The sequence below is a fragment of the Rhizobium sp. 62_C5_N11_2 genome (genome assembly GCF_051811185.1).
GTDB classification, from domain to species: Bacteria; Pseudomonadota; Alphaproteobacteria; order Rhizobiales; family Rhizobiaceae; genus Rhizobium; species Rhizobium leguminosarum.
The window spans coordinates 303,009-321,645 of the sequence record NZ_JBPWPW010000003.1 but is presented as its reverse complement, the minus strand read 5'-3'; the positions used below and the strand labels follow the sequence as shown (position 1 = coordinate 321,645).

The following is an 18,637-nucleotide window of genomic DNA, read 5'->3' as shown; positions in this document are numbered from 1 at the left end:
AGGAAACGTAAGCGGTGCGCTCCTTCCGAAGCACGCCCGTTTCGAAGATCCGATAAATTCGCGTTTGTTTTCAATCTCGAAGGATGGAATAGTCAAGCCGTTCCAGGTGATCCGGATCGGCGATGGCGTCGATCGCGGCGATCCTGCCATCGGCGATCGTCAGCGCCACCACCACGCGGAGCTGGCCCTGGATCTCCACGACGAATCCGAGTTCGCCGTCGACAATGGCGATTTCTGCCGCCTGCGCCCGACCCTTGAAGGCTTCAGCCACCTGAGCTGCGCCGCGCATTTGGCCAATGGTGCCGAAGCGGGCCGCCGTGGCATCCGGCCGGAAGACGACGTCAGGGGCAAGCACCGCGATTAACGCCTCCAGATCGCCGTTGCGCGACGCCGTCAGAAAGGCCTCGGCGATCGTCCGCTTGCGGCCGAGATCCACATCAGGTGCCTCGTCCAAACCCCGCACCCGGCGGCGTGCGCGGCTCGCGAGCTGGCGGGCGGCCGCGGACGAGCGACCGATGATCGGCGCGATCTCGTCGAAGGGCAGGTCGAACATGTCGTGCAGCACGAAGGCGACGCGTTCGGCGGGCGCCAGCGTCTGCAGCACGACGAGCAGTGCCAGACCGACCGAATCGGCAAAGGCGGCTTCGCGCTCGGGATCGTCCGTCGGATCGGCGATCCCGCCATGGACGGGCACCTCCAGCGGTTCCTCGCGCCGGGTCTTGCGGGCGCGCAGCATGTCGAGGCAGATGCGCGCCACCACCGTCGTCAGCCAGCCGCCGAGATTGCCGACCCCTGTCGTATCCGTGCGGCTGAGCCGCAGCCAGGCCTCCTGAACGGCATCATCAGCCTCGCTGCGTGAGCCGAGCATGCGATAGGCTGCGGCCCTCAGATGCGCTCTGTTCGCCTCGAACTCATCGGCCAGCCATTTTTTCTCGTCCATTTGTCACATTCCTCCGCTGCGTTCCGTCAAAGCCATGACGAATGAAACCCGGCCGATGTGACAGCGCCGGCGGATCGTCGAACAACAGTAAACGCATCAAGGAGACATACCATGCAGGAGAGAATGGGAAACCCCGCCCTCGTCCTTCCCGCGGCCATGCAGGCGCTCAATGCGCTCAGCAAGGTGCCGGTCGAAACCGGCCTTTCGCCGAAGCTGCTCGAACTCGTCAACCTGCGCGCCAGCCAGATCAACGGCTGCAGCGTCTGTGTCGACGGGCATCCCCGCATTGCAAAGAAGCTCGGCGAAACCGACGAAAGGCTCTTCGCCATCGGCGCCTGGCGCGACTCGCCCTATTTCAGCGACGCCGAGCGGGCAGCCCTTGCGCTGACCGAGGCAGTCACCCGTGTCAGCGACCGCGCCGACCCTGTGCCGGACGATGTCTGGGACGAAGCGACCCGGCATTATGACGGCAGGAGCCTTGCGGCACTCGTCATCGCCATCGCCAACATCAATGTCTGGAACCGGCTGAACATCGCCACCCGCCAGATCGCCGGGGCCTGGAAGCCGTAAACGGCGGGACGCCGGCAGCGCGTCACCCCTGCGCTGCCGGCAACCATCATCCCTAATCAGCATGGCTTCAGGCCATGCGAAACAATCGGTCGTTCAGATGATGCCGCCGCCGCCGGCAGCGGATGCCGGGCGCTCGGCCGCCACTTGTCTGCGATAGCCGCTGGCGCGATAGACGGCGATCGGGTCGATCGCGCCGCCGGCCCTGCGTCGGGCTTCGGCGAGGATCGGCTCGACATCGGCGCGATAGGCGCGCTTCAACGTTTCCGATGCCATCAGCGCGTCGTTGTCGTCCTGGTAACCGGAGAGCGCCTTGCGGTCGACGAGCAGCGCCTGTGCATAAGCACGGCGGATTTCGTTGGCGCTGTTGATCAGGCTTTCGATCGGGTCGGTGACATTGTGCGACTGGTCGATCATATGGGCCGGGTTGAAGTCATTGACGCCGCGCTGCTCGGCATCGACCAGTTCGTTGAAGACGAGGAACAGCCGGTAGGGATCGATCGCGCCGGCGTCGAGATCGTCGTCGCCATATTTCGAATCATTGAAGTGGAAACCGCCGAGCTTGCCGAACTGGATCAGGCGGGCGACGATCATCTCGATATTGGTGTTCGGCGCATGGTGACCGAGATCGACGAGGCAATAGGCCTTGGGGCCGAGCGTCTGGGCGATCAGATAGTTGGTGCCCCAATCCTGCACGATGGTGGAATAGAAGGCCGGCTCGTACATCTTGTGCTCGGAGAACAGCTTCCAATCATCAGGCAGCGCCTTGTAGATATCCGCCATCGAGGCGAGATAACGCTCGAAAGCCTTGGTGAAATGGCTCTGGCCGGGGAAGTTCGAACCGTCGCCGATCCACACCGTCAATGCCTTGGAGCCGAGCGCCTTGCCGATTTCGATGCATTCGAGATTGTGCTCGACCGCTTGCGCCCGTGTTGCCGCATCGGTGTGGCTGAGCGAGCCGTATTTATAGGAATGGGCCTGGCCGGGCGCATCGGAAAAGGTGTTGGAATTCATCGCATCGAAGCCGAGGCCGAGCGCATCACCCTTGGCCTTCAACTCCCTGGCGTCTGCCTTGTCCCAGGGAATATGCAGCGAGACATTCGGCGTCGCCTGCGTCAGTTGGTTGATGACGGCGCAATCGTCGAGCTTGTCGAAGATGCCGCGCGGCTCGCCGGTGCCGGGGAAACGGGCAAAACGCGTGCCACCGGTGCCGACGCCCCAAGAGGGAACGGCGACGAAGAATTCCGCAACCTTCCGGGTGACTGCTGCGATATCGACGCCACGGCGGACAAGCGTCGCGCCCAGTGCCTCGTAATCGGCTTTCAGCGCTGTTGCCCGCTTGTCATTATCCGTCGCAACCAGATCCTGCGCGATCCTGAATTCGGCCATTTCTTCCTCCCGATTGTTTCTTTCTCCCCTTCTCCCCAGCGGGGAGAAGGTGGCCCGAAGGGTCGGATGAGGGGGCGGCCGGGTAGGACATTAATGGTCCTTCGCTGCCCTGCCCGGAACACGCATCGCTTCGCTCTGCGCCCCCCTTCATCTGCCTGCCGGCATCTTCCCCCCGCCGGGGAGAAGAGCGTCCCTCTTACCGCGTAAAACTCTGCACATTGCCGGCATCGACATTGATGATGTTGCCGGTCGATTTTGCAGAAAGGTCCGATGCGAGGAAATAGATCGCCTCGGCGATATCTTCCGGAAACACGTTGAGTTTCAGCATCGACCGCTTGCGGTAATGTTCCTCGAGATCGTCCACCTCGATCTTGGACGAGGCGGCGCGCTGCTCGCGCCATTCTCCGCTCCAGATCTTCGAGCCGCGCAGGACGGCATCCGGATTGACGGTGTTGACGCGGATGCCGGCATCCGCGCCTTCGAGCGCCAGGCAGCGGGCGAGATGGATTTCGGCAGCCTTGGCGGTGCAATAGGCAGCCGCATTCGGCGAAGCGGCAAGACCGTTCTTCGAAGCGACGAAGACGACGTTGCCACCGAGCGCCTGGCGGCGGAACAGGCGGAAGGCTTCGCGCGAGACGAGGAAATAGCCGGTCGCCAGAATATCGATATTGCGGTTCCACGTCGACAGCTCGGTGGCTTCGATCGGCGCGGACGAGGCAATGCCGGCGTTCGAGACGAGGATATCGATGCCGCCGAATTCAACGCAGGCTTCCGCGAAGGAGGCGATCACGGCATCTTCCTTGGTGACGTCAAGCCGGACGCTGCGTACGGCGTCAGCGCCATATCTCTTGACGAAATCGGCTTCGGTGCCCTCGAGTGCTGCCTGGTCAATATCGGCAAGCACCACGCAGGCGCCTTCACCGACGAGGCGCGCGGCCGTCGCCCGGCCGATGCCGCCGGCGCCGCCGGTGACGAAGGCGACGCGGCCGGCAAGGCTCTTCGGCTTCGGCATGCGCTGCAGCTTGGCCTCTTCGAGCAGCCAGTATTCGATGTCGAAGGCTTCCTGCTCGGGCAGGCCCTGATATTCCGAGACCGTCGAGGCGCCGCGCATGACGTTGATTGCGTTGACGTAGAATTCGCTGGCAATACGAGCCGTCGCCTTGTCGCGGGCAAAGGACAGCATGCCGACGCCAGGAACGAGGAAGATGACGGGATTGGCATCGCGGATGGCAGGCGAATTGTCATGCTTGCAGTCGTTGTAATAGCGGGCGTAATCGGCGCGGTAATCCTCCAGCGCCTTGTCGAGACCGGCAACGATCGCGTCGACATCCGGCTTGGCCGGGTCGAAATCGACGATCAGCGGGCGGATCTTGGTGCGCAGGAAATGATCCGGGCAGCTGGTGCCGAGCGCGCCGAGCGGGCGCAAATCCCGGGAATTGACGAATTCGAGCACCGCGCCCTGATCGTCGAAATGTCCGAGCTTGCGCTCCTGCTTGCCGATGCGGCCCCGGATCTCCGGCATCAGCCGGGCGGCGATGGCGCGGCGTTCGGCGGCGGCCAGGCTCTCAGTGAGCGCACCGCCGAAAATCGTCTTTCCCTCGGTCTTTTCGGCAAACCAGACGATCGCCTTGTTGATGATATCGAGCGTCAGCTCGTAGCAGGCCTTGGCGTCATCAGCCCAGGTAAAGAGGCCGTGGCTTTCGAGCACGACACCCTTGGCATTCGGGTTTGCGGCGACGAAAGCACCGAGGTCGAGGCCGAGCTGGAAGCCCGGACGACGCCAGGGCAGCCAGCCTATCTCGTCGCCGAAGATCTGCTGCGTCAATTCCTTCGAATTCTTCGACGCGGCGATCGCGATGATCGCATCAGGATGCATGTGGTCGACATGGGTGAAAGGCACGAAACCGTGCAGCGGCGTATCGATCGAGGCGGCGCGGGCGTTCAGGTTGAAGGTGCAGTGCGGCAGGAAGCCGACCATGCGGTCCTCGTCCTCGACGCCCTTGTAGATGCTCTTCAGCGATTCCAGCTTGTCCTGGTAGAGCGTCGCGAAACCGTCGAGCTTGATCGTGCCGACATCGCCGCCCGATCCCTTGACCCAGAGTACCTTGACCTTGCCGCCGGTCAGCGGATCGGTTTCCAGCACCTTCGCCGAGGTGTTGCCGCCGCCATAATTGGTGATGCGCTTGTCGGCGCCGAGCAGGTTGGAGCGATAGAGCAGCTTGCCAGGCTCATCGAGGCCTGCCGCGTAAGCATCATCCCACCGGTTTTCCAGAAGCCGGACGTTCGCCGCCATGTCATCCTCCCATATGAAATCTTCATCGGGACGCAAAGTTCGCGCCCTTTTCGCTGACGGTATCGCTCATCAAAACGCAGCTTGTCAATCGAAAACGATCAAATTCGATTATTGTGCAGCGCAATATGAAAATTTATGATCGTTTTTGATTGACACATTGTCATATGTGCGAAATAAACGATTAAAGGAGGAGCCCCATGCACGAACGCGAACGCCATCGCATCATTCTGAGCGCCGTTCAGGAAAAGTCCGTCGTGACGGTTCAGGATATTTCCGAACTGACCGAGGCTTCCGAGGCGACGATCCGGCGCGACATCGCGGCTCTTCATGTTCAGGGCAAGATCCGGCGCGTGCGCGGCGGCGCCGAGGCGGTGCATCCGCCGCAGCTCGGCAATCTCGCCGGGCGTCCCTTCCGGGTGTCGGAATCGGTCAATATCGACAAGAAACGCGCAATCGCCCGCCAGGCAGTCGAGCTTTGCGATCCCGGCGACGCGATCATCATCAACGGTGGCACGACCACCTTCCAGATGGTGCATTTCATGGCGGCCCACCGCCTGCAGGTGATGACCAATTCCTTCGCGATTGCCGAACATCTGGTCAAGCATTCGAAGAACACGGTGACGGTGCCGGGCGGCGCGATCTATCGCGAGCAGAGCCTGATCCTCTCCCCCTTCGACAACGACGCGATCCGCAATTTCTACGCCCGCCGTTTCTTCATCGGTGCGCAGGGCGTCGGCCCGCTCGGCATCATGGAAGCCGACGCGCTGATCATCCAGAGCGAGCAGAAGCTGATGCATCAGGCCGACGAACTGGTCGTCATGGCCGATTCCAGCAAGTTCCATCGCCGCTCGAGCCTCATTCTGTGCCCGCTCGAGCGTGTGTCTACGATCATCACCGATGACGGCATTCCAGAGGAAGCCGTCAGGATGATCGAGAATGCCGGCATCAGGCTCATTGTCGCGAGCCCGGTCGCCCAGGCAATCAAGGAGGATTCCTCGTCGGTCGCATAAGGCGCCGGCCAGGTGTGAAGAGTGTCAATCAAGTGGGAGGATGAAAGCATGAAACTCGCAAAGAAACTCGCAATCGGCGTGGCATTTGCCGTCGCCATGATGGCCGGCACGGCAAGTGCCGCCGACATCAAGATCGGTCTCGTCGTCAAGTCGCTCGGCAACGGCTTCTTCGATGCTGCCAACAAGGGCGCGCAGGAAGCGGCCAAGGAACTCGGCGGCGTCGAGGTCATCTATACGGGTCCGACGACGACGACGGCCGAAGGCCAGATCGAAGTCATCAACTCGCTGATCGCCCAGGGCGTCAGCGCCATCGCCGTTTCGGCCAACGATCCCGACGCGCTCGTTCCGGCGCTGAAGAAGGCTACACAGCGCGGCATCAAGGTCATCTCCTGGGATTCCGGCGTCGCGCCTGAAGGCCGTATCCTTCAGCTCAACCCGTCGTCCAACGAGTTGATCGGCAAAATGTGCCTGACCCTCGTCAAGGACCATCTCGACGGCGGCAAGGGTGACTTCGCGATCCTGTCGGCAACGACCACCTCGACCAACCAGAACATCTGGATCGACCAGATGAAGAAGCAGCTCAAGGATTTCCCGGGCCTCAACCTCGTCACCACGGTCTATGGCGACGACCTCTCGGACAAGTCCTACCGTGAAGCCGAGGGCCTGCTGAAGGCGAACCCGAACATCAAGGTCATCGTCGCTCCGACGACGGTCGGCGTTCTCGCCGCGTCGAAGGTCGTCGAAGACAAGGGCCTTGTCGGCAAGGTCTACGTCACCGGTCTTGGCCTGCCGTCCGAAATGGCCGGCGCGATCAAGTCGGGCGCGACGAAGGAATTCGCCATCTGGAACCCGATCGATCTCGGCTACTCCGCAACGCAGATCGCCTATCGCCTCGTCAAGGGCGAGACCGACGGCAAGCCGGGCAGCGAGATCGAGGCCGGCCGCATGGGCAAGATCAAGGTCGGCGACAACGGCGAAGCCGCCATGGCCGATCCCTTCGTCTACAACGCTACGAACATCGACCAGTTCTCCAAGGTCTTCTGATCCAAGCCGACGCATAAAAGCCCGGCGGCCTGATGGCCGCCGGGATTCTCATTCGACACTGGTAGAAGCTCGATGAACGCTGCCTTTCAACAAACCGCCACGGACAGCAAAACCGGTGATGCGCCCGCCATTCTGGAAATGCGCGGCATCTCCCAGATCTTCCCGGGCGTGAAGGCGCTCGACAATGTCAGCATCGCGCTGCATCCCGGCACGGTGACCGCGCTGATCGGCGAAAACGGCGCCGGCAAATCGACGCTGGTCAAGATCCTGACCGGCATCTACAGGCCGAATGAAGGCGAGATCCTCGTCGACGGCCAGCCGGTGACCTTTGCCAGCGCCCAAGCCGCAATCGATGCCGGCGTCACCGCCATCCATCAGGAAACCGTGCTGTTCGACGAGCTGACGGTTGCCGAAAACATTTTCCTCGGCCATGCGCCGCGCACGCGTTTGCGCACCATCGACTGGCAGGCGATGAACAGCCGCGCGAAGGCGCTGTTGACCGCGCTCGAAAGCAATATCGATCCGACGATCCGGCTGAAGGACCTCTCGATCGCGCAGCGCCATCTGGTGGCGATTGCGCGCGCTCTGTCGATCGAGGCCCGCATCGTCATCATGGACGAACCGACGGCAGCCCTTTCCCGCAAGGAGATCGACGATCTCTTCCGCATCGTCCGGGGCCTGAAGGAAAAGGGCAAGGCGATCCTCTTCATCAGCCACAAGTTCGACGAGGTGTACGAGATCGCCGACGATTTCGTCGTCTTCCGCGACGGCCGCGCCGTCGGCCAGGGCCGGCTCAAGGAAACGCCGCAGGACGAGATCGTCCGCATGATGGTCGGCCGCGACGTCGAGAATGCCTTTCCGAAGGTCGATGTCGCCATCGGCGGCCCGGTTCTCGAGATCCGCAATTACAGCCACCGCACCGAATTCCGCGACATCTCCTTCACCCTGCGCCAGGGCGAGATTCTCGGCATTTACGGCCTGATCGGCGCCGGGCGTTCGGAACTGTCCCAATCGCTCTTCGGCATCACCAGGCCGCTCTCGGGCACCATGATGCTCGAGGGCCGCGAGATCACCATCCATTCGCCGCAGGATGCGATCCGGGCCGGCATCGTCTATGTGCCGGAGGAACGCGGCCGCCACGGGCTGGCGCTGCCGATGCCGATCTTCCAGAACATGACGCTGCCCTCGCTCGCCCGCACCTCGCGCCGAGGCTTCCTTAGGGCGGCCAACGAATTCGCGCTCGCGCGCAAATATGCCGAGCGGCTGGACTTACGCGCCGCTGCCCTTTCCGTCCCGGTCGGCACGCTCTCCGGCGGCAATCAGCAGAAGGTCGTCATCGGCAAATGGCTGGCGACGGCGCCGAAGGTCATCATCCTCGATGAACCCACAAAAGGCATCGACATCGGTTCGAAGGCGGCCGTGCACGGCTTCATCAGCGAACTCGCCGCCGAGGGCCTGTCGATCATCATGGTCTCGTCCGAACTGCCCGAAATCATCGGGATGTCGGATCGCGTCCTGGTGATGAAGGAAGGTCTCGCCGCCGGAATTTTCGACCGCGCCGAGCTGTCGCCGGAAGCGCTGGTGCGCGCCGCCACCGGCAATACATGAGGCCCGCAATGCATAAGGCCCAGCAATTCATAAGGTAAGAGCATGGTAAGACTGATCAGAAAACGCGAAACCCTGCTGTTCCTCATCATCGTCGTGATGATCGCGATCTTTTCGACGCGCGCTGCCGATTTCGCAACGCCGGAGAATCTCGCCGGCATTTTCAACGATACCTCCATCCTGATCATCCTGGCGCTCGCGCAGATGACGGTCATCCTGACGAAATCGATCGACCTGTCGGTTGCCGCCAACCTCGCCTTCACCGGCATGGCGATCGCGATGATGAATGCCGCCTATCCCAATCTGCCGCTCGTCGTGCTCATCCTTGCCGCGATCGTCATCGGCGCCTGCCTCGGCGCCATCAACGGCCTTCTCGTCTGGGCGCTCGAAATTCCGCCGATCGTCGTGACACTCGGCACGCTCACCATCTATCGCGGCATGGCCTTCGTGCTGTCGGGCGGGGCGTGGGTCAACGCCCACCAGATGACGCCGGTCTTTCTGTCGGTGCCGCGCACGCCGATCCTCGGCCTGCCCGTTCTCGGCTGGGTGGGCATCATAATCGTGCTCCTGATGTATGTCCTGCTCCGATACACCCAGTTCGGCCGCTCGGCCTATGCGACCGGCGGCAATCCGACCGCGGCCGTCTATGCCGGCATCGATACGGGCTGGACGAAATTCCTGGCCTTCGCCCTGTCGGGCGCGCTCGCCGGCCTTGCGAGCTATCTCTGGGTGTCGCGTTATGCTGTTGCCTATGTCGATATCGCCAACGGCTTCGAACTCGACAGCGTCGCGGCCTGCGTCATCGGCGGCATCTCGATTGCCGGCGGCGTCGGCTCGGTCGCCGGCACCGTGCTCGGCGCGCTCTTCCTCGGCGTCATCAAGAATGCATTGCCGGTGATCGGCATTTCACCCTTCACGCAGATGGCGATCTCCGGAACCGTCATCATTCTCGCCGTCGCCTTCAACGCCAGGCGCGAGCGCAACCGCGGCCGCATCATCCTGCGCGACCGCGCCGCGGCCGAGATCAGAACGGAGGCCGCAGCATGAGCACCGTGTCCACACACGAAAAGCGGGTCATTCCCGACCGCCTCGGCACACCCTTCCGCCGCATCCTCGCGAGCTGGGAAGTGCTGCTCTTTGCCGTCGCCGTGCTGATCTTCATCTTCAATTCGCTCGCCTCGCCCTATTTCCTCGATGCCTGGAATCTCTCGGACGCCACCTTTAACTTCACCGAAAAGGCAATGATCGCCTTTGCCATGGCGCTGCTCGTCATATCAGGCGAGATCGACCTCTCGGTCGCTGCGATCATCGCGCTCGCCTCGACGGCAATGGGCGCGGCAGCGCAGGTCGGCATCGGCACACCGGGCCTGGTCGCGATCGGCATCGGCACCGGCCTTGCCTGCGGCATCTTCAACGGCGTTCTGGTCTCGGTGCTGAAACTGCCGTCGATCGTCGTCACCATCGGCACGATGAGCCTTTTCCGCGGCATTTCCTATATCGTCCTCGGTGATCAGGCCTATGGCAAATACCCGGCTGATTTCGCCTATTTCGGCCAGGGCTATGTCGTCTGGGTATTCTCCTTCGAATTCGTGCTCTTCATCGTGCTGGCGATCCTCTTCGCCATCCTCCTGCATGCGACGAATTTCGGCCGGCAGGTCTATGCGATCGGCAACAACGACTTCGCCGCCCGCTTCTCCGGCATTCCGGTCGAGCGCGTCAAATTCATCCTCTTCCTGTTGACCGGCGTCATGAGCGGCGTTGCCGCCGTCTGCTTGACCTCACGCCTCGGCTCGACCCGGCCGTCAATCGCCCAGGGCTGGGAACTTGAGGTCGTCACCATGGTCGTGCTCGGCGGCATCTCGATCCTCGGCGGCTCCGGCACCATCGTCGGCGTCGTCATCGCCGCCTTCGTCATGGGTCTCGTCACCTTCGGCCTCGGCCTGCTGAACGTGCCAGGCATCGTCATGTCGATCTTCATCGGCCTGCTTCTGATCATCACCATCGCCATCCCGATCATCGCCCGCCGCATCAAGGTCATGAGCTCCCGATGACTTTAGAAAAACACGCCTTCAAAATGCAGCTCAATCCGGGCATGGAAGCCGAATACCGCAAGCGGCATGACGAGATCTGGCCGGAACTGGTCGATCTCCTGCACAAGTCAGGCGCCAGCGACTATTCCATTCATCTCGACCGCGAGACCAACACGCTGTTCGGCGTGTTGACGCGGCCCGCCGACCATAGGATGGCAAGCCTGCCGGACCATCCGGTCATGAAAAAATGGTGGGCGCACATGGCCGATATCATGGCGACCAATCCCGATAATTCGCCGGTCCAGAGCGACCTGGTCACCGTCTTCCATATGCCATGAACGCCACCTCTTATCGCCGCATCGCCGTCCTCGACATCGGCAAGACCAATGCCAAGGTGGTCGTGCTCGACAGCGAGACGGGCGCCGAGGTCGCCGTCCTGAAACGGCCGAATATCGCGATCAAAACCGGTCTCTATCCGCATTACGACGTAGAGGCCCTCTGGTCCTTTGCGCGCGATGCGCTGAAGAGCCTTGCGCGCGAGCCCGGCTTCGACGCCATTTCGATCACCACCCATGGCGCCTCCGCAGCACTCCTTGCCCGGGACGGCACGCTTGCCATGCCTGTCATCGACTATGAACATGAATATCCGCAGGAAATCCGCGACGCCTATACGCGGCTGCGCCCCTCCTTCGACGAAACCTTCTCGCCGCACCTCGCGATGGGCCTCAACGTCGGCGCGCAGCTGCACTACCAGAAGACCGCCTTTCCCGAGGAATTCGCCGAGGTTGCGACCATCCTCACATATGCGCAATATTGGACGGCGCGGCTGACGGGTGTTGCCGCCAATGAGCTGACCTCGCTCGGCTGTCATACCGACCTCTGGAACCCGAGGGCCGGCAGCTATTCCTCGCTCGTCGACAGGCTTGGCATTCGCGACCTCATGGCGCCGATCCGATCCGCCTTCGATGCGCTTGGCCCGGTTCTTCCCGACATCGCCGCAGAGCTCGGCCTTACCGCACCCGTGCCGGTCTATTGCGGCATTCACGATTCCAATGCCTCGCTGCTGCCGCATCTGGTGCGTCGCGAAGCGCCCTTTGCGGTCGTCTCCACCGGCACATGGGTCATCAATTTTGGCGTCGGCGGCGATCTCGATCATCTCGACCCGAAACGCGATGCGCTCGCCAATGTCGATGCCTATGGCCGGGCCGTCCCCTCCTCGCGTTTCATGGGCGGGCGGGAATTCGAAATTCTTTCTGCCGAGATCGGCCCTATCGACGAAAAAGCCGTCGAGGCGGCAATCGGCCCGGTCATCGACAAAGGCATGATGCTCCTGCCGAATATCGCGCCGGGTTCCGGGCCTTTTCCCGGAAAGGTAAGCCGCTGGATCGGTGCTGAAGAGGCAAGCCGCGAGGAGCGCTCTGCCGCTGCCTGCCTCTATCTCGCCTTGATGACCGATGCCTGCCTCGGACTGATCGGCGCCAAAGGCCCTGTTATCGTCGAAGGCCCATTTGCCCTGAATGGGACCTATCTCACGCTGCTGGCCGCCCTAACCGGCCGCGAGGTCATGGCCCTTCCTGGCACAACCGGCACCAGCCAGGGGGCCGCTCTTCTCACCGGCATCCGGCCGGTGTCGGGTGCCGAGACGCATGTTCCGCCGACTGATATCCCGGGGCTGGCCGCCTATCGCACCCGCTGGTACGCGGCGATGGAATAGGAGTCTTTCCAAAAGCGGCCTTGTTCGTCCCTGCCTTCTCGCTAGAACAGGATGATTTTAGGCCGGGTCGGCCTAAAATCTGAATCCTGTTCTACATTATATAGTTAGAGCATGATGTCGTCCGAAAACCGCTCACACTTTTCGGCATCATGCTCTAGTGTGGCACCTCGAAAATCAGGTCGAGGAGATAGCATGACAGAGACATTCGATCCGCGCACGGTTGCAGCCACGCTTCACAGCCTGCGCCAGGCCGGCAGGCAGGAGGCAACGGACACTTTCCCGCTGCCAGCCGATCTCCATCAGGCGATGGAGGCGCAGAAGTTGCTCACCGCTGCAGACAGTATTTCAAGCAACGCCTGGAAGGTGACGGTCTCGCCGCAGGGCCAGGCGGTCACCGCTCCGCTGCATCCCTATGCCGAAGCCGTCTCGGGCGCTGACATTCCCTGGTATCCGGGCCTGAAATTCGAAACCGAGATCGCCGTCCGTCTCGGCAGTGATCTGCCGGTCCGCACAGGCGTTCCCTACAGCCGCGCCGACGTGGTCAAGGCGATCTCCGCTGTCCATCTCGGCGCCGAGCTGCTGGTGAGCGCGGTTAGGGAAAGCGGCAGCGTTTCCTTTCTACTGTTCGTCGCCGACCGCCTCGGCAATAGCGGCTATGTGCTCGGTCCGAAGCTCGAAAAAAGCGTTGTCGACACCGTCGGGGGAACGCCGCTCAAGGTCACTCATGCCGGCCGCACGATCTATGATGGTCCGGCACAGCATCCGAAGGGCGACGTTCTCACCTGGCTCGTCGATTACGCCAATGATGGCTTGCGCCCCGAGACATCGCTGAAGACGGGTGCGCTCATCACCACAGGCACGTTGAGCGGCGCGATCGAACTGACCGAACCCGGCGAGATCGACATCGAACTCGGCAATAGCAGGCTCAGCTTCTCGGTATCGAAGGGTTGACTTGACCCCGTGGCGCTTAAGCCTTCTCGCGGAACATCTCGATGATGGCGGAAAAGTCCCTTCCGCCATTACCCTGCTTCTCGAAGAGCGCGAAAAGCTGCGCTGCTTCCGCGCCGAGCGGCGTGGACGCGCCACTCGCCAGCGCCGCCTCCTGCGAAAGCCTGAGATCCTTCAGCATCAGGGCTGCGGCAAAGCCCGGCCTGTAGTCATTATTCGCAGGCGAAGTCGGCACTGGTCCGGGCACCGGGCAATAGGTATTGATCGACCAGCACTGGCCCGACGAGGTCGAGGCAACGTCGAACAGCGCCTGATGCGAGAGCCCAAGTTTCTCGGCGAGTACGAAGGCCTCGCAGACGCCGATCATCGAAATGCCGAGGATCATGTTGTTGCAGATCTTCGCCGCCTGGCCGGCGCCGGCCTCGCCGCAATGGACGATCTTCTTTCCCATCGCCTCGAGGATCGGTTTTGCCTTGGCGAAGGCCTCTTCCGAGCCGCCGGCCATGAAGGTCAGCGTGCCCGCGGTTGCCCCGCCCGTGCCGCCGGAGACGGGGGCGTCGAGCGACAGGCAGCTCGCGGCCTTGGCCATCTCATGCGCCTTGCGGCTGCTGTCGACATCGATGGTCGAACAATCGATGACCAGCGTGCCTTGCGCGGCCGACTGCAGGATATCGGTCCAGGCCGTCAGCACGTGCCTGCCCTGCGGCAGCATGGTAATGATGATCTCCGCGTCCTTGACCGCCTGGCTGGCATGACTTGCCGGTTTGACGCCGCTCTCCTCGGCCGCCTTCAGCACCGAAGCCGCAAGATCGAAGCCAAAGACTTCATGACCTGATTTGACCAGATTGGCCGCCATCGGCCCGCCCATATTGCCAAGCCCGATGAATGCGATCCTTGCCATGGTCTTCTCCAATGAAAGAACGCAAGGGGCAGAACACCAGCATTTGGCGGCTTTTCCTTGGGTTCGGTTAAGTTTTGACCGGCATTCGTACCGATCGGCAAAGTCTCTCTTTCCGCCGGACAGATCGCTTTGCTGTCCTTCGGTTCTTGAACCAGTCTCCAATGCGTGACCTGATGCCTGGGGCTTCGGTCACAGAGTGGCGTTCGGCTCCCGGTTTCCCATTCTCCTAGAGGAGCGCAGCCCAGTCCTGCCGAGCTCGCTAAACGACCATCAGGACAACCGGGATATCGTCGACGCGCCTTCCATGGTGGCGGTGCCGCGCGGCTCGTAGGCGCGCTGGTCACGCAGGATCTGGAAGGCGATCGTCAGAAGCTTGCGCGCGATGGCAACCCGCGCCTTGTTTATTCCTTTGATCTTCAGATGCTCGTATTGGGCGCGCAGCTGTGGATCGCTGGCGATGGCAGGTGTTACCGCCTCGACGAAGGCCCAGCGCAGCCACTTGTTGCCCTGCTTGATGATCTTGCCGTGGAAGGTCTTGCCGCCGGAGGAATAGGTCGAGGGCACAAGCCCGGCATAGGCGGCAAGCTTCTTCGGTTGGCGGAACCGCGATATGTCGTCGATCTCCGCATCGATCAGCCGGGCGAAGAACTCGCCGATGCCGGGGATCGTCTTCAACAGCTTGACGTTGGCATTGGCCTTGGTCATCGCCCGGATCGTTGCTTCCGACTGTTTGATCCGCATGTCGATGTCGCCGATGAAGGCGAGACCACGATCAATCTGGATGCGGTCGATCTCAGAGACGTTCACTTGAGCCAGCTGGACGCGGCCGGCCTTGCCAAACAGGTCGCCAAGCTTCTTCAATTGCGCCGTCTGCTCCGGATAGCGGTCGAACACCGTGACGATGCGGTTCTTGGTCATCGTGCGCAGCCGCACGTAAAACATCCGTTCGCGTAGCGCGACGCGAAGGTCCCGCGATCTCTCGCTTGGCGCCCAGGCTTCGGGTACCAGATCGGCTCTGAGCAGATGTGCCAGCACCGTCGCGTCGATCTTGTCGGTCTTGATCTTGGCGTCGGCGATCGCCTTAACCTTCAGCGGATGGGCGAGAACGACATCATCACAAATGTCGTCGAGCCAGTCGTAGATCACCATCCAGTTGCGCGTCGCCTCGACAACCGCATGCGAGTTCTCCCGATAGCGTTCGAGAAACCCGCCGAGCGACTGTCGGTCGTTCTTCACCCGGCCGGATCTCAGCGTCTTGCCGCTGCTGTCCTGAACCACCAGGTGGCTGTAGGATTTGTGGTAGTCGACCCCGATATGGTATTCATAAGAGGCAGTCATGCTTCCAACTCCCTTATTGAGATCTTCGAAACCCCAATAAGATAAGCCGAAAGGCTGGAAGTGTGACTGTCCCTCGATCATCATCTGCATCTCAGTGATCCGTTCTCTCAACGGCCGCGGCCTCTTTCATGCCACCTCCTATCGATTGTCTTCGAGGATCATTGCTGCCGCCTTTTCGGCGATCATGATCGTCGGCGAATTGGTGTTGCCCGAGGTGATCAACGGCATCACCGAGGCGTCGGCGATCCTCAGCTTGCCGAGCGCCCGGAATCTCAGCCTGGGATCGACGACGCTGTCCCTGTCGGCGCCCATGCGGCAGGTGCCGACGGGATGGAAGATCGTCGTGCCGATATCGCCCGCCACCCGCTCCAGATCGGCCTCCGTCTGATAGGCGGGTCCCGGCTTGAATTCCTCCGGCTTGAAACGGGCAAAGGAAGGCTGCGCGACGATCTTGCGCGTCAATCGTATTGAACGGACAGCTATGTCACGATCGCGCTGCGTCGAGAGGTATTTCGGGCTGATCGTCGGCTGGGCGGCAAAATCCGGGCTCGACAGGTGCACCGAACCCCGGCTTTCCGGCCTGAGATTGCAGACGCTCGCCGTGATCGCCGGGAAAGGATGGACGGGATCGCCGAACTTCTCCAGCGATACCGGTTGCACGTGATATTGCAGATCAGGCGTTTCCCGGTCCGGGCCTGAGCGGGTGAAGATGCCGAGCTGGCTCGGCGCCATTGCCATCGGCCCGGAGCGGCGGACGAGATATTCGAGCCCGATCGCCGCCTTGCCGATCAGCTTCGTCGCCTTCTCGTTCAGCGTCGGAACGCCTGTGACCTTATAGGCCAGACGCAGCTGCAGATGGTCCTGCAGGTTCTCGCCGACACCCTTCACCTCGGTGACGACATCGACACCCGCCCGCTGGAGAACCTCGCCCCTGCCGATGCCTGACAGTTCCAGGATATGCGGCGAGCCGATCGAACCGGCCGAAAGGACGGTTTCTTTCGCAGCATAGGCGCGTTTCGCCACGCCACCATGCTGGAATTCGACGCCGGCAACGGCGCCCTCCTCCACCAGCAGCCGCCGGACCTGCGCTTTGGTCAGGACGGTCAGGTTGGAGCGCTTCATCGCCGGGCGCAGGAAGGCCTTCGAGGTGTTCCAGCGAATGCCGGAACGCTGGTTGACGTCGAAATAGCCGGAACCTTCGTTGCTGCCGCGGTTGAAATCCGCGGTCTCAGGGATGCCTGCTTCCCTGGCCGCCTGCTGAAAGGCATCGAGCACGGCCCAGCGCACACGCGCCTTCTCAATGCGCCATTCGCCGCCGGCACCATGCATCTCGTCTTCGCCGCGATAAAAATCCTCGGACTTGCGGAAGAAGGGCAGAACATCGTCCCAACCCCAGCCGGTGCAGCCCATCTGCCGCCAGAGGTCGTAATCGCGCGCCTGGCCGCGCATGTAGATCATGCCGTTGATCGACGAACAGCCGCCAAGCACCTTGCCGCGCGGATAGCTCAACGCCCGGCCGTTCAATCCCGCTTCCGGCGCTGTGGTGAAGCACCAGTCGGTGCGCGGATTGTTGATGCAATAGAGATAACCGACCGGAATATGGATCCAGTGATAATTGTCGCTGCCGCCAGCCTCGAGCAGCAGCACGCGGCTCCTGCCATCGGCGGACAGCCGGTTGGCAAGCACGCAGCCGGCGCTGCCTGCCCCGATGATGATGTAGTCGTAACGATCCATGCCCCGCACGAGACTCCAGATGCTTGCCGCTTCCCTCTCCCCGCAGCACGGGGAGAGGAAGAGTCGCAGCGCCGCCGCCCGTCTCTTTTCCCGGGAAAGAGGGATTCTTTCCGGAAAGAGAGAGGTCCGCCCGTTCAGCGGCGATAGACGAAGCCCAGTTTCCGCCCCAGCCGCGAGGCGTAGAATTCGCCGATGATGCCCCGGCGGAAGATCAGCACGCAGACCATGAAGACGATGCCGGTGATGATCGTCACCGGGAATTCCGAGGTGGCGAGGTAGTTTTCCAGCGCCACCACCAGCCCGGCTCCGAAGAGCGGGCCGATCAGCGTGCCGATGCCGCCGAGCAGCGTCATCAGGATCACTTCGCCCGACATCTGCCAGGCGACGTCGGTCAGCGTCGCAAACTGGAAAACGATCGATTTCACAGCACCCGCGAGCCCGGCAAGCGCGGCCGACATGACGAAAGCGCCGAGCTTGTAGCGGGCTACGGAATAACCGAGCGAGATTGCCCGCTGCTCATTTTCGCGGATCGATTTCAGGATCATGCCGAAGGGCGAATTGATGAAGCGCCAGATGATCAGCACGCCGATGATGAAAACAGCCAGCACGAAATAATACATGTTGGTCGAGCTGTTCAGATCGATAAAGCCGAAGAGATGGCCGCGCGGCACCGACTGGATGCCGTCCTCGCCTTCGGTGAACTCCGCCTGCAGGCAGAAGAAGAAGAACATCTGCGACAGCGCCAGCGTGATCATCGCGAAATAGATGCCCTGACGGCGGATGGCGAAGAAACCCATGACGAGGCCGAGAAACGCCGCGCCCACCACCCCAATCAGGATGCCGAGTTCCGGCGGCAGGCCCCATGCCTTCACCGTGTAGGCGGTGAAATAGGCCGCTCCACCGAAGAAGGTGGCATGGCCGAAGGAAAGCAAGCCGGTATAGCCGAGCAGCAGGTTGAAGGCGCAGGCAAAGAGCGCGAAGCAGAGCAGCTTCATCAGGAAGATTGGATAGAAGAAAAACGGCGCCAGCAGCAGGAGCAGCAGCCCCGCCAGCAGAAAACCCGCCTGCACCGAAAGGGCGGTTCGGCTTTTTTCCGTTTGGATGGTTTCGGTGATGTCAGCCAT

The 18,637-nt window shown here is 62.0% G+C and carries 16 protein-coding genes; 9 read left to right on the top strand and 7 right to left on the bottom strand.

All coding sequences use genetic code 11. The features are described 5' to 3' along the window. Window positions 1–70 precede the first annotated feature (70 nt). Window positions 71–940, bottom strand: a complete 870-nt coding sequence (locus AB8B31_RS30575) for a sigma-70 family RNA polymerase sigma factor (protein ID WP_018246537.1) — start codon at window positions 938–940, stop codon at window positions 71–73. 111 nt (window positions 941–1,051) lie between these two features. Here AB8B31_RS30575 and AB8B31_RS30570 point away from each other — a divergent pair, with 111 nt between their 5' ends. Beyond that, the gene (locus tag AB8B31_RS30570; protein WP_018246536.1) at window positions 1,052–1,510 is read left to right on the top strand and encodes a carboxymuconolactone decarboxylase family protein; all 459 of its coding nucleotides are present in this window, start codon (window positions 1,052–1,054) and stop codon (window positions 1,508–1,510) included. 93 nt (window positions 1,511–1,603) lie between these two features. Here the strand turns inward: AB8B31_RS30570 and rhaI are convergent, their stop codons facing one another. Beyond that, window positions 1,604–2,896 (bottom strand): L-rhamnose catabolism isomerase, encoded by a 1,293-nt coding sequence (gene rhaI / locus AB8B31_RS30565; RefSeq protein ID WP_018246535.1) that lies wholly within the window; start codon window positions 2,894–2,896, stop codon window positions 1,604–1,606. A gap of 196 nt (window positions 2,897–3,092) precedes the next feature. Next, window positions 3,093–5,189 carry a bifunctional rhamnulose-1-phosphate aldolase/short-chain dehydrogenase gene (locus tag AB8B31_RS30560; RefSeq protein ID WP_018246534.1) on the bottom strand — a complete coding sequence of 699 codons (2,097 nt, stop codon included), beginning with the start codon at window positions 5,187–5,189 and terminating at the stop codon, window positions 3,093–3,095. A gap of 197 nt (window positions 5,190–5,386) precedes the next feature. On the opposite strand from AB8B31_RS30560, the gene AB8B31_RS30555 reads away from it, so the two are divergent. The 8 genes from AB8B31_RS30555 (at window position 5,387) to AB8B31_RS30520 (ending at window position 13,543) form a co-directional block, all read left to right on the top strand. Next, entirely contained in the window at window positions 5,387–6,199 is an 813-nt protein-coding gene (locus AB8B31_RS30555; protein WP_018246533.1) for a DeoR/GlpR family DNA-binding transcription regulator, read from the top strand. A gap of 48 nt (window positions 6,200–6,247) precedes the next feature. After that, window positions 6,248–7,243 (top strand): rhamnose ABC transporter substrate-binding protein, encoded by a 996-nt coding sequence (gene rhaS / locus AB8B31_RS30550; RefSeq protein ID WP_018448549.1) that lies wholly within the window; start codon window positions 6,248–6,250, stop codon window positions 7,241–7,243. A 72-nt stretch (window positions 7,244–7,315) separates the two neighbouring features. Then, window positions 7,316–8,851 (top strand): sugar ABC transporter ATP-binding protein, encoded by a 1,536-nt coding sequence (locus tag AB8B31_RS30545; RefSeq protein ID WP_018246532.1) that lies wholly within the window; start codon window positions 7,316–7,318, stop codon window positions 8,849–8,851. A gap of 42 nt (window positions 8,852–8,893) precedes the next feature. Beyond that, window positions 8,894–9,895 (top strand): ABC transporter permease, encoded by a 1,002-nt coding sequence (locus AB8B31_RS30540; protein ID WP_018246531.1) that lies wholly within the window; start codon window positions 8,894–8,896, stop codon window positions 9,893–9,895. Continuing rightward, on the top strand, window positions 9,892–10,899 hold the full coding sequence (locus tag AB8B31_RS30535) for an ABC transporter permease (protein ID WP_018246530.1): 1,008 nt from the start codon (window positions 9,892–9,894) through the stop codon (window positions 10,897–10,899). Before AB8B31_RS30540 ends, AB8B31_RS30535 begins: the two co-directional genes overlap by 4 nt. Continuing rightward, on the top strand, window positions 10,896–11,216 hold the full coding sequence (gene rhaM / locus AB8B31_RS30530) for an L-rhamnose mutarotase (protein WP_018246529.1): 321 nt from the start codon (window positions 10,896–10,898) through the stop codon (window positions 11,214–11,216). The genes AB8B31_RS30535 and rhaM overlap by 4 nt, the downstream gene beginning before the upstream one ends. After that, the gene (locus tag AB8B31_RS30525) at window positions 11,213–12,592 is read left to right on the top strand and encodes an FGGY-family carbohydrate kinase (RefSeq protein WP_018246528.1); all 1,380 of its coding nucleotides are present in this window, start codon (window positions 11,213–11,215) and stop codon (window positions 12,590–12,592) included. Before rhaM ends, AB8B31_RS30525 begins: the two co-directional genes overlap by 4 nt. 192 nt (window positions 12,593–12,784) lie before the next feature. Next, a complete protein-coding gene (locus AB8B31_RS30520; protein ID WP_018246527.1) occupies window positions 12,785–13,543 on the top strand; it encodes a fumarylacetoacetate hydrolase family protein in 759 nt (252 codons plus the stop codon). A gap of 16 nt (window positions 13,544–13,559) precedes the next feature. Here the strand turns inward: AB8B31_RS30520 and mmsB are convergent, their stop codons facing one another. The 4 genes from mmsB to AB8B31_RS30500 form a co-directional block, all read right to left on the bottom strand. Next, entirely contained in the window at window positions 13,560–14,441 is an 882-nt protein-coding gene (gene mmsB, locus AB8B31_RS30515) for a 3-hydroxyisobutyrate dehydrogenase (protein ID WP_018246526.1), read from the bottom strand. A gap of 270 nt (window positions 14,442–14,711) precedes the next feature. Continuing rightward, on the bottom strand, window positions 14,712–15,779 hold the full coding sequence (locus tag AB8B31_RS30510; RefSeq protein WP_026188612.1) for an IS110 family transposase: 1,068 nt from the start codon (window positions 15,777–15,779) through the stop codon (window positions 14,712–14,714). A 138-nt stretch (window positions 15,780–15,917) separates the two neighbouring features. Continuing rightward, complete coding sequence (locus AB8B31_RS30505) at window positions 15,918–17,513, bottom strand: GMC family oxidoreductase (protein ID WP_026188776.1); 1,596 nt, start codon at window positions 17,511–17,513, stop codon at window positions 15,918–15,920. Between the two features lie 134 nt (window positions 17,514–17,647). Further along, a complete protein-coding gene (locus AB8B31_RS30500; protein ID WP_018246524.1) occupies window positions 17,648–18,637 on the bottom strand; it encodes a branched-chain amino acid ABC transporter permease in 990 nt (329 codons plus the stop codon).

Coding starts and splice junctions, on each gene's coding strand:
- AB8B31_RS30575 (WP_018246537.1), bottom strand. CDS start 940: ATGGACGAGAAAAAATGGCTGGCCGATGAGTTCGAGGCGAACAGAGCG.
- AB8B31_RS30570 (WP_018246536.1), top strand. CDS start 1,052: ATGCAGGAGAGAATGGGAAACCCCGCCCTCGTCCTTCCCGCGGCCATG.
- rhaI (WP_018246535.1), bottom strand. CDS start 2,896: ATGGCCGAATTCAGGATCGCGCAGGATCTGGTTGCGACGGATAATGAC.
- AB8B31_RS30560 (WP_018246534.1), bottom strand. CDS start 5,189: ATGGCGGCGAACGTCCGGCTTCTGGAAAACCGGTGGGATGATGCTTAC.
- AB8B31_RS30555 (WP_018246533.1), top strand. CDS start 5,387: ATGCACGAACGCGAACGCCATCGCATCATTCTGAGCGCCGTTCAGGAA.
- rhaS (WP_018448549.1), top strand. CDS start 6,248: ATGAAACTCGCAAAGAAACTCGCAATCGGCGTGGCATTTGCCGTCGCC.
- AB8B31_RS30545 (WP_018246532.1), top strand. CDS start 7,316: ATGAACGCTGCCTTTCAACAAACCGCCACGGACAGCAAAACCGGTGAT.
- AB8B31_RS30540 (WP_018246531.1), top strand. CDS start 8,894: ATGGTAAGACTGATCAGAAAACGCGAAACCCTGCTGTTCCTCATCATC.
- AB8B31_RS30535 (WP_018246530.1), top strand. CDS start 9,892: ATGAGCACCGTGTCCACACACGAAAAGCGGGTCATTCCCGACCGCCTC.
- rhaM (WP_018246529.1), top strand. CDS start 10,896: ATGACTTTAGAAAAACACGCCTTCAAAATGCAGCTCAATCCGGGCATG.
- AB8B31_RS30525 (WP_018246528.1), top strand. CDS start 11,213: ATGAACGCCACCTCTTATCGCCGCATCGCCGTCCTCGACATCGGCAAG.
- AB8B31_RS30520 (WP_018246527.1), top strand. CDS start 12,785: ATGACAGAGACATTCGATCCGCGCACGGTTGCAGCCACGCTTCACAGC.
- mmsB (WP_018246526.1), bottom strand. CDS start 14,441: ATGGCAAGGATCGCATTCATCGGGCTTGGCAATATGGGCGGGCCGATG.
- AB8B31_RS30510 (WP_026188612.1), bottom strand. CDS start 15,779: ATGACTGCCTCTTATGAATACCATATCGGGGTCGACTACCACAAATCC.
- AB8B31_RS30505 (WP_026188776.1), bottom strand. CDS start 17,513: ATGGATCGTTACGACTACATCATCATCGGGGCAGGCAGCGCCGGCTGC.
- AB8B31_RS30500 (WP_018246524.1), bottom strand. CDS start 18,637: ATGGCTGACATCACCGAAACCATCCAAACGGAAAAAAGCCGAACCGCC.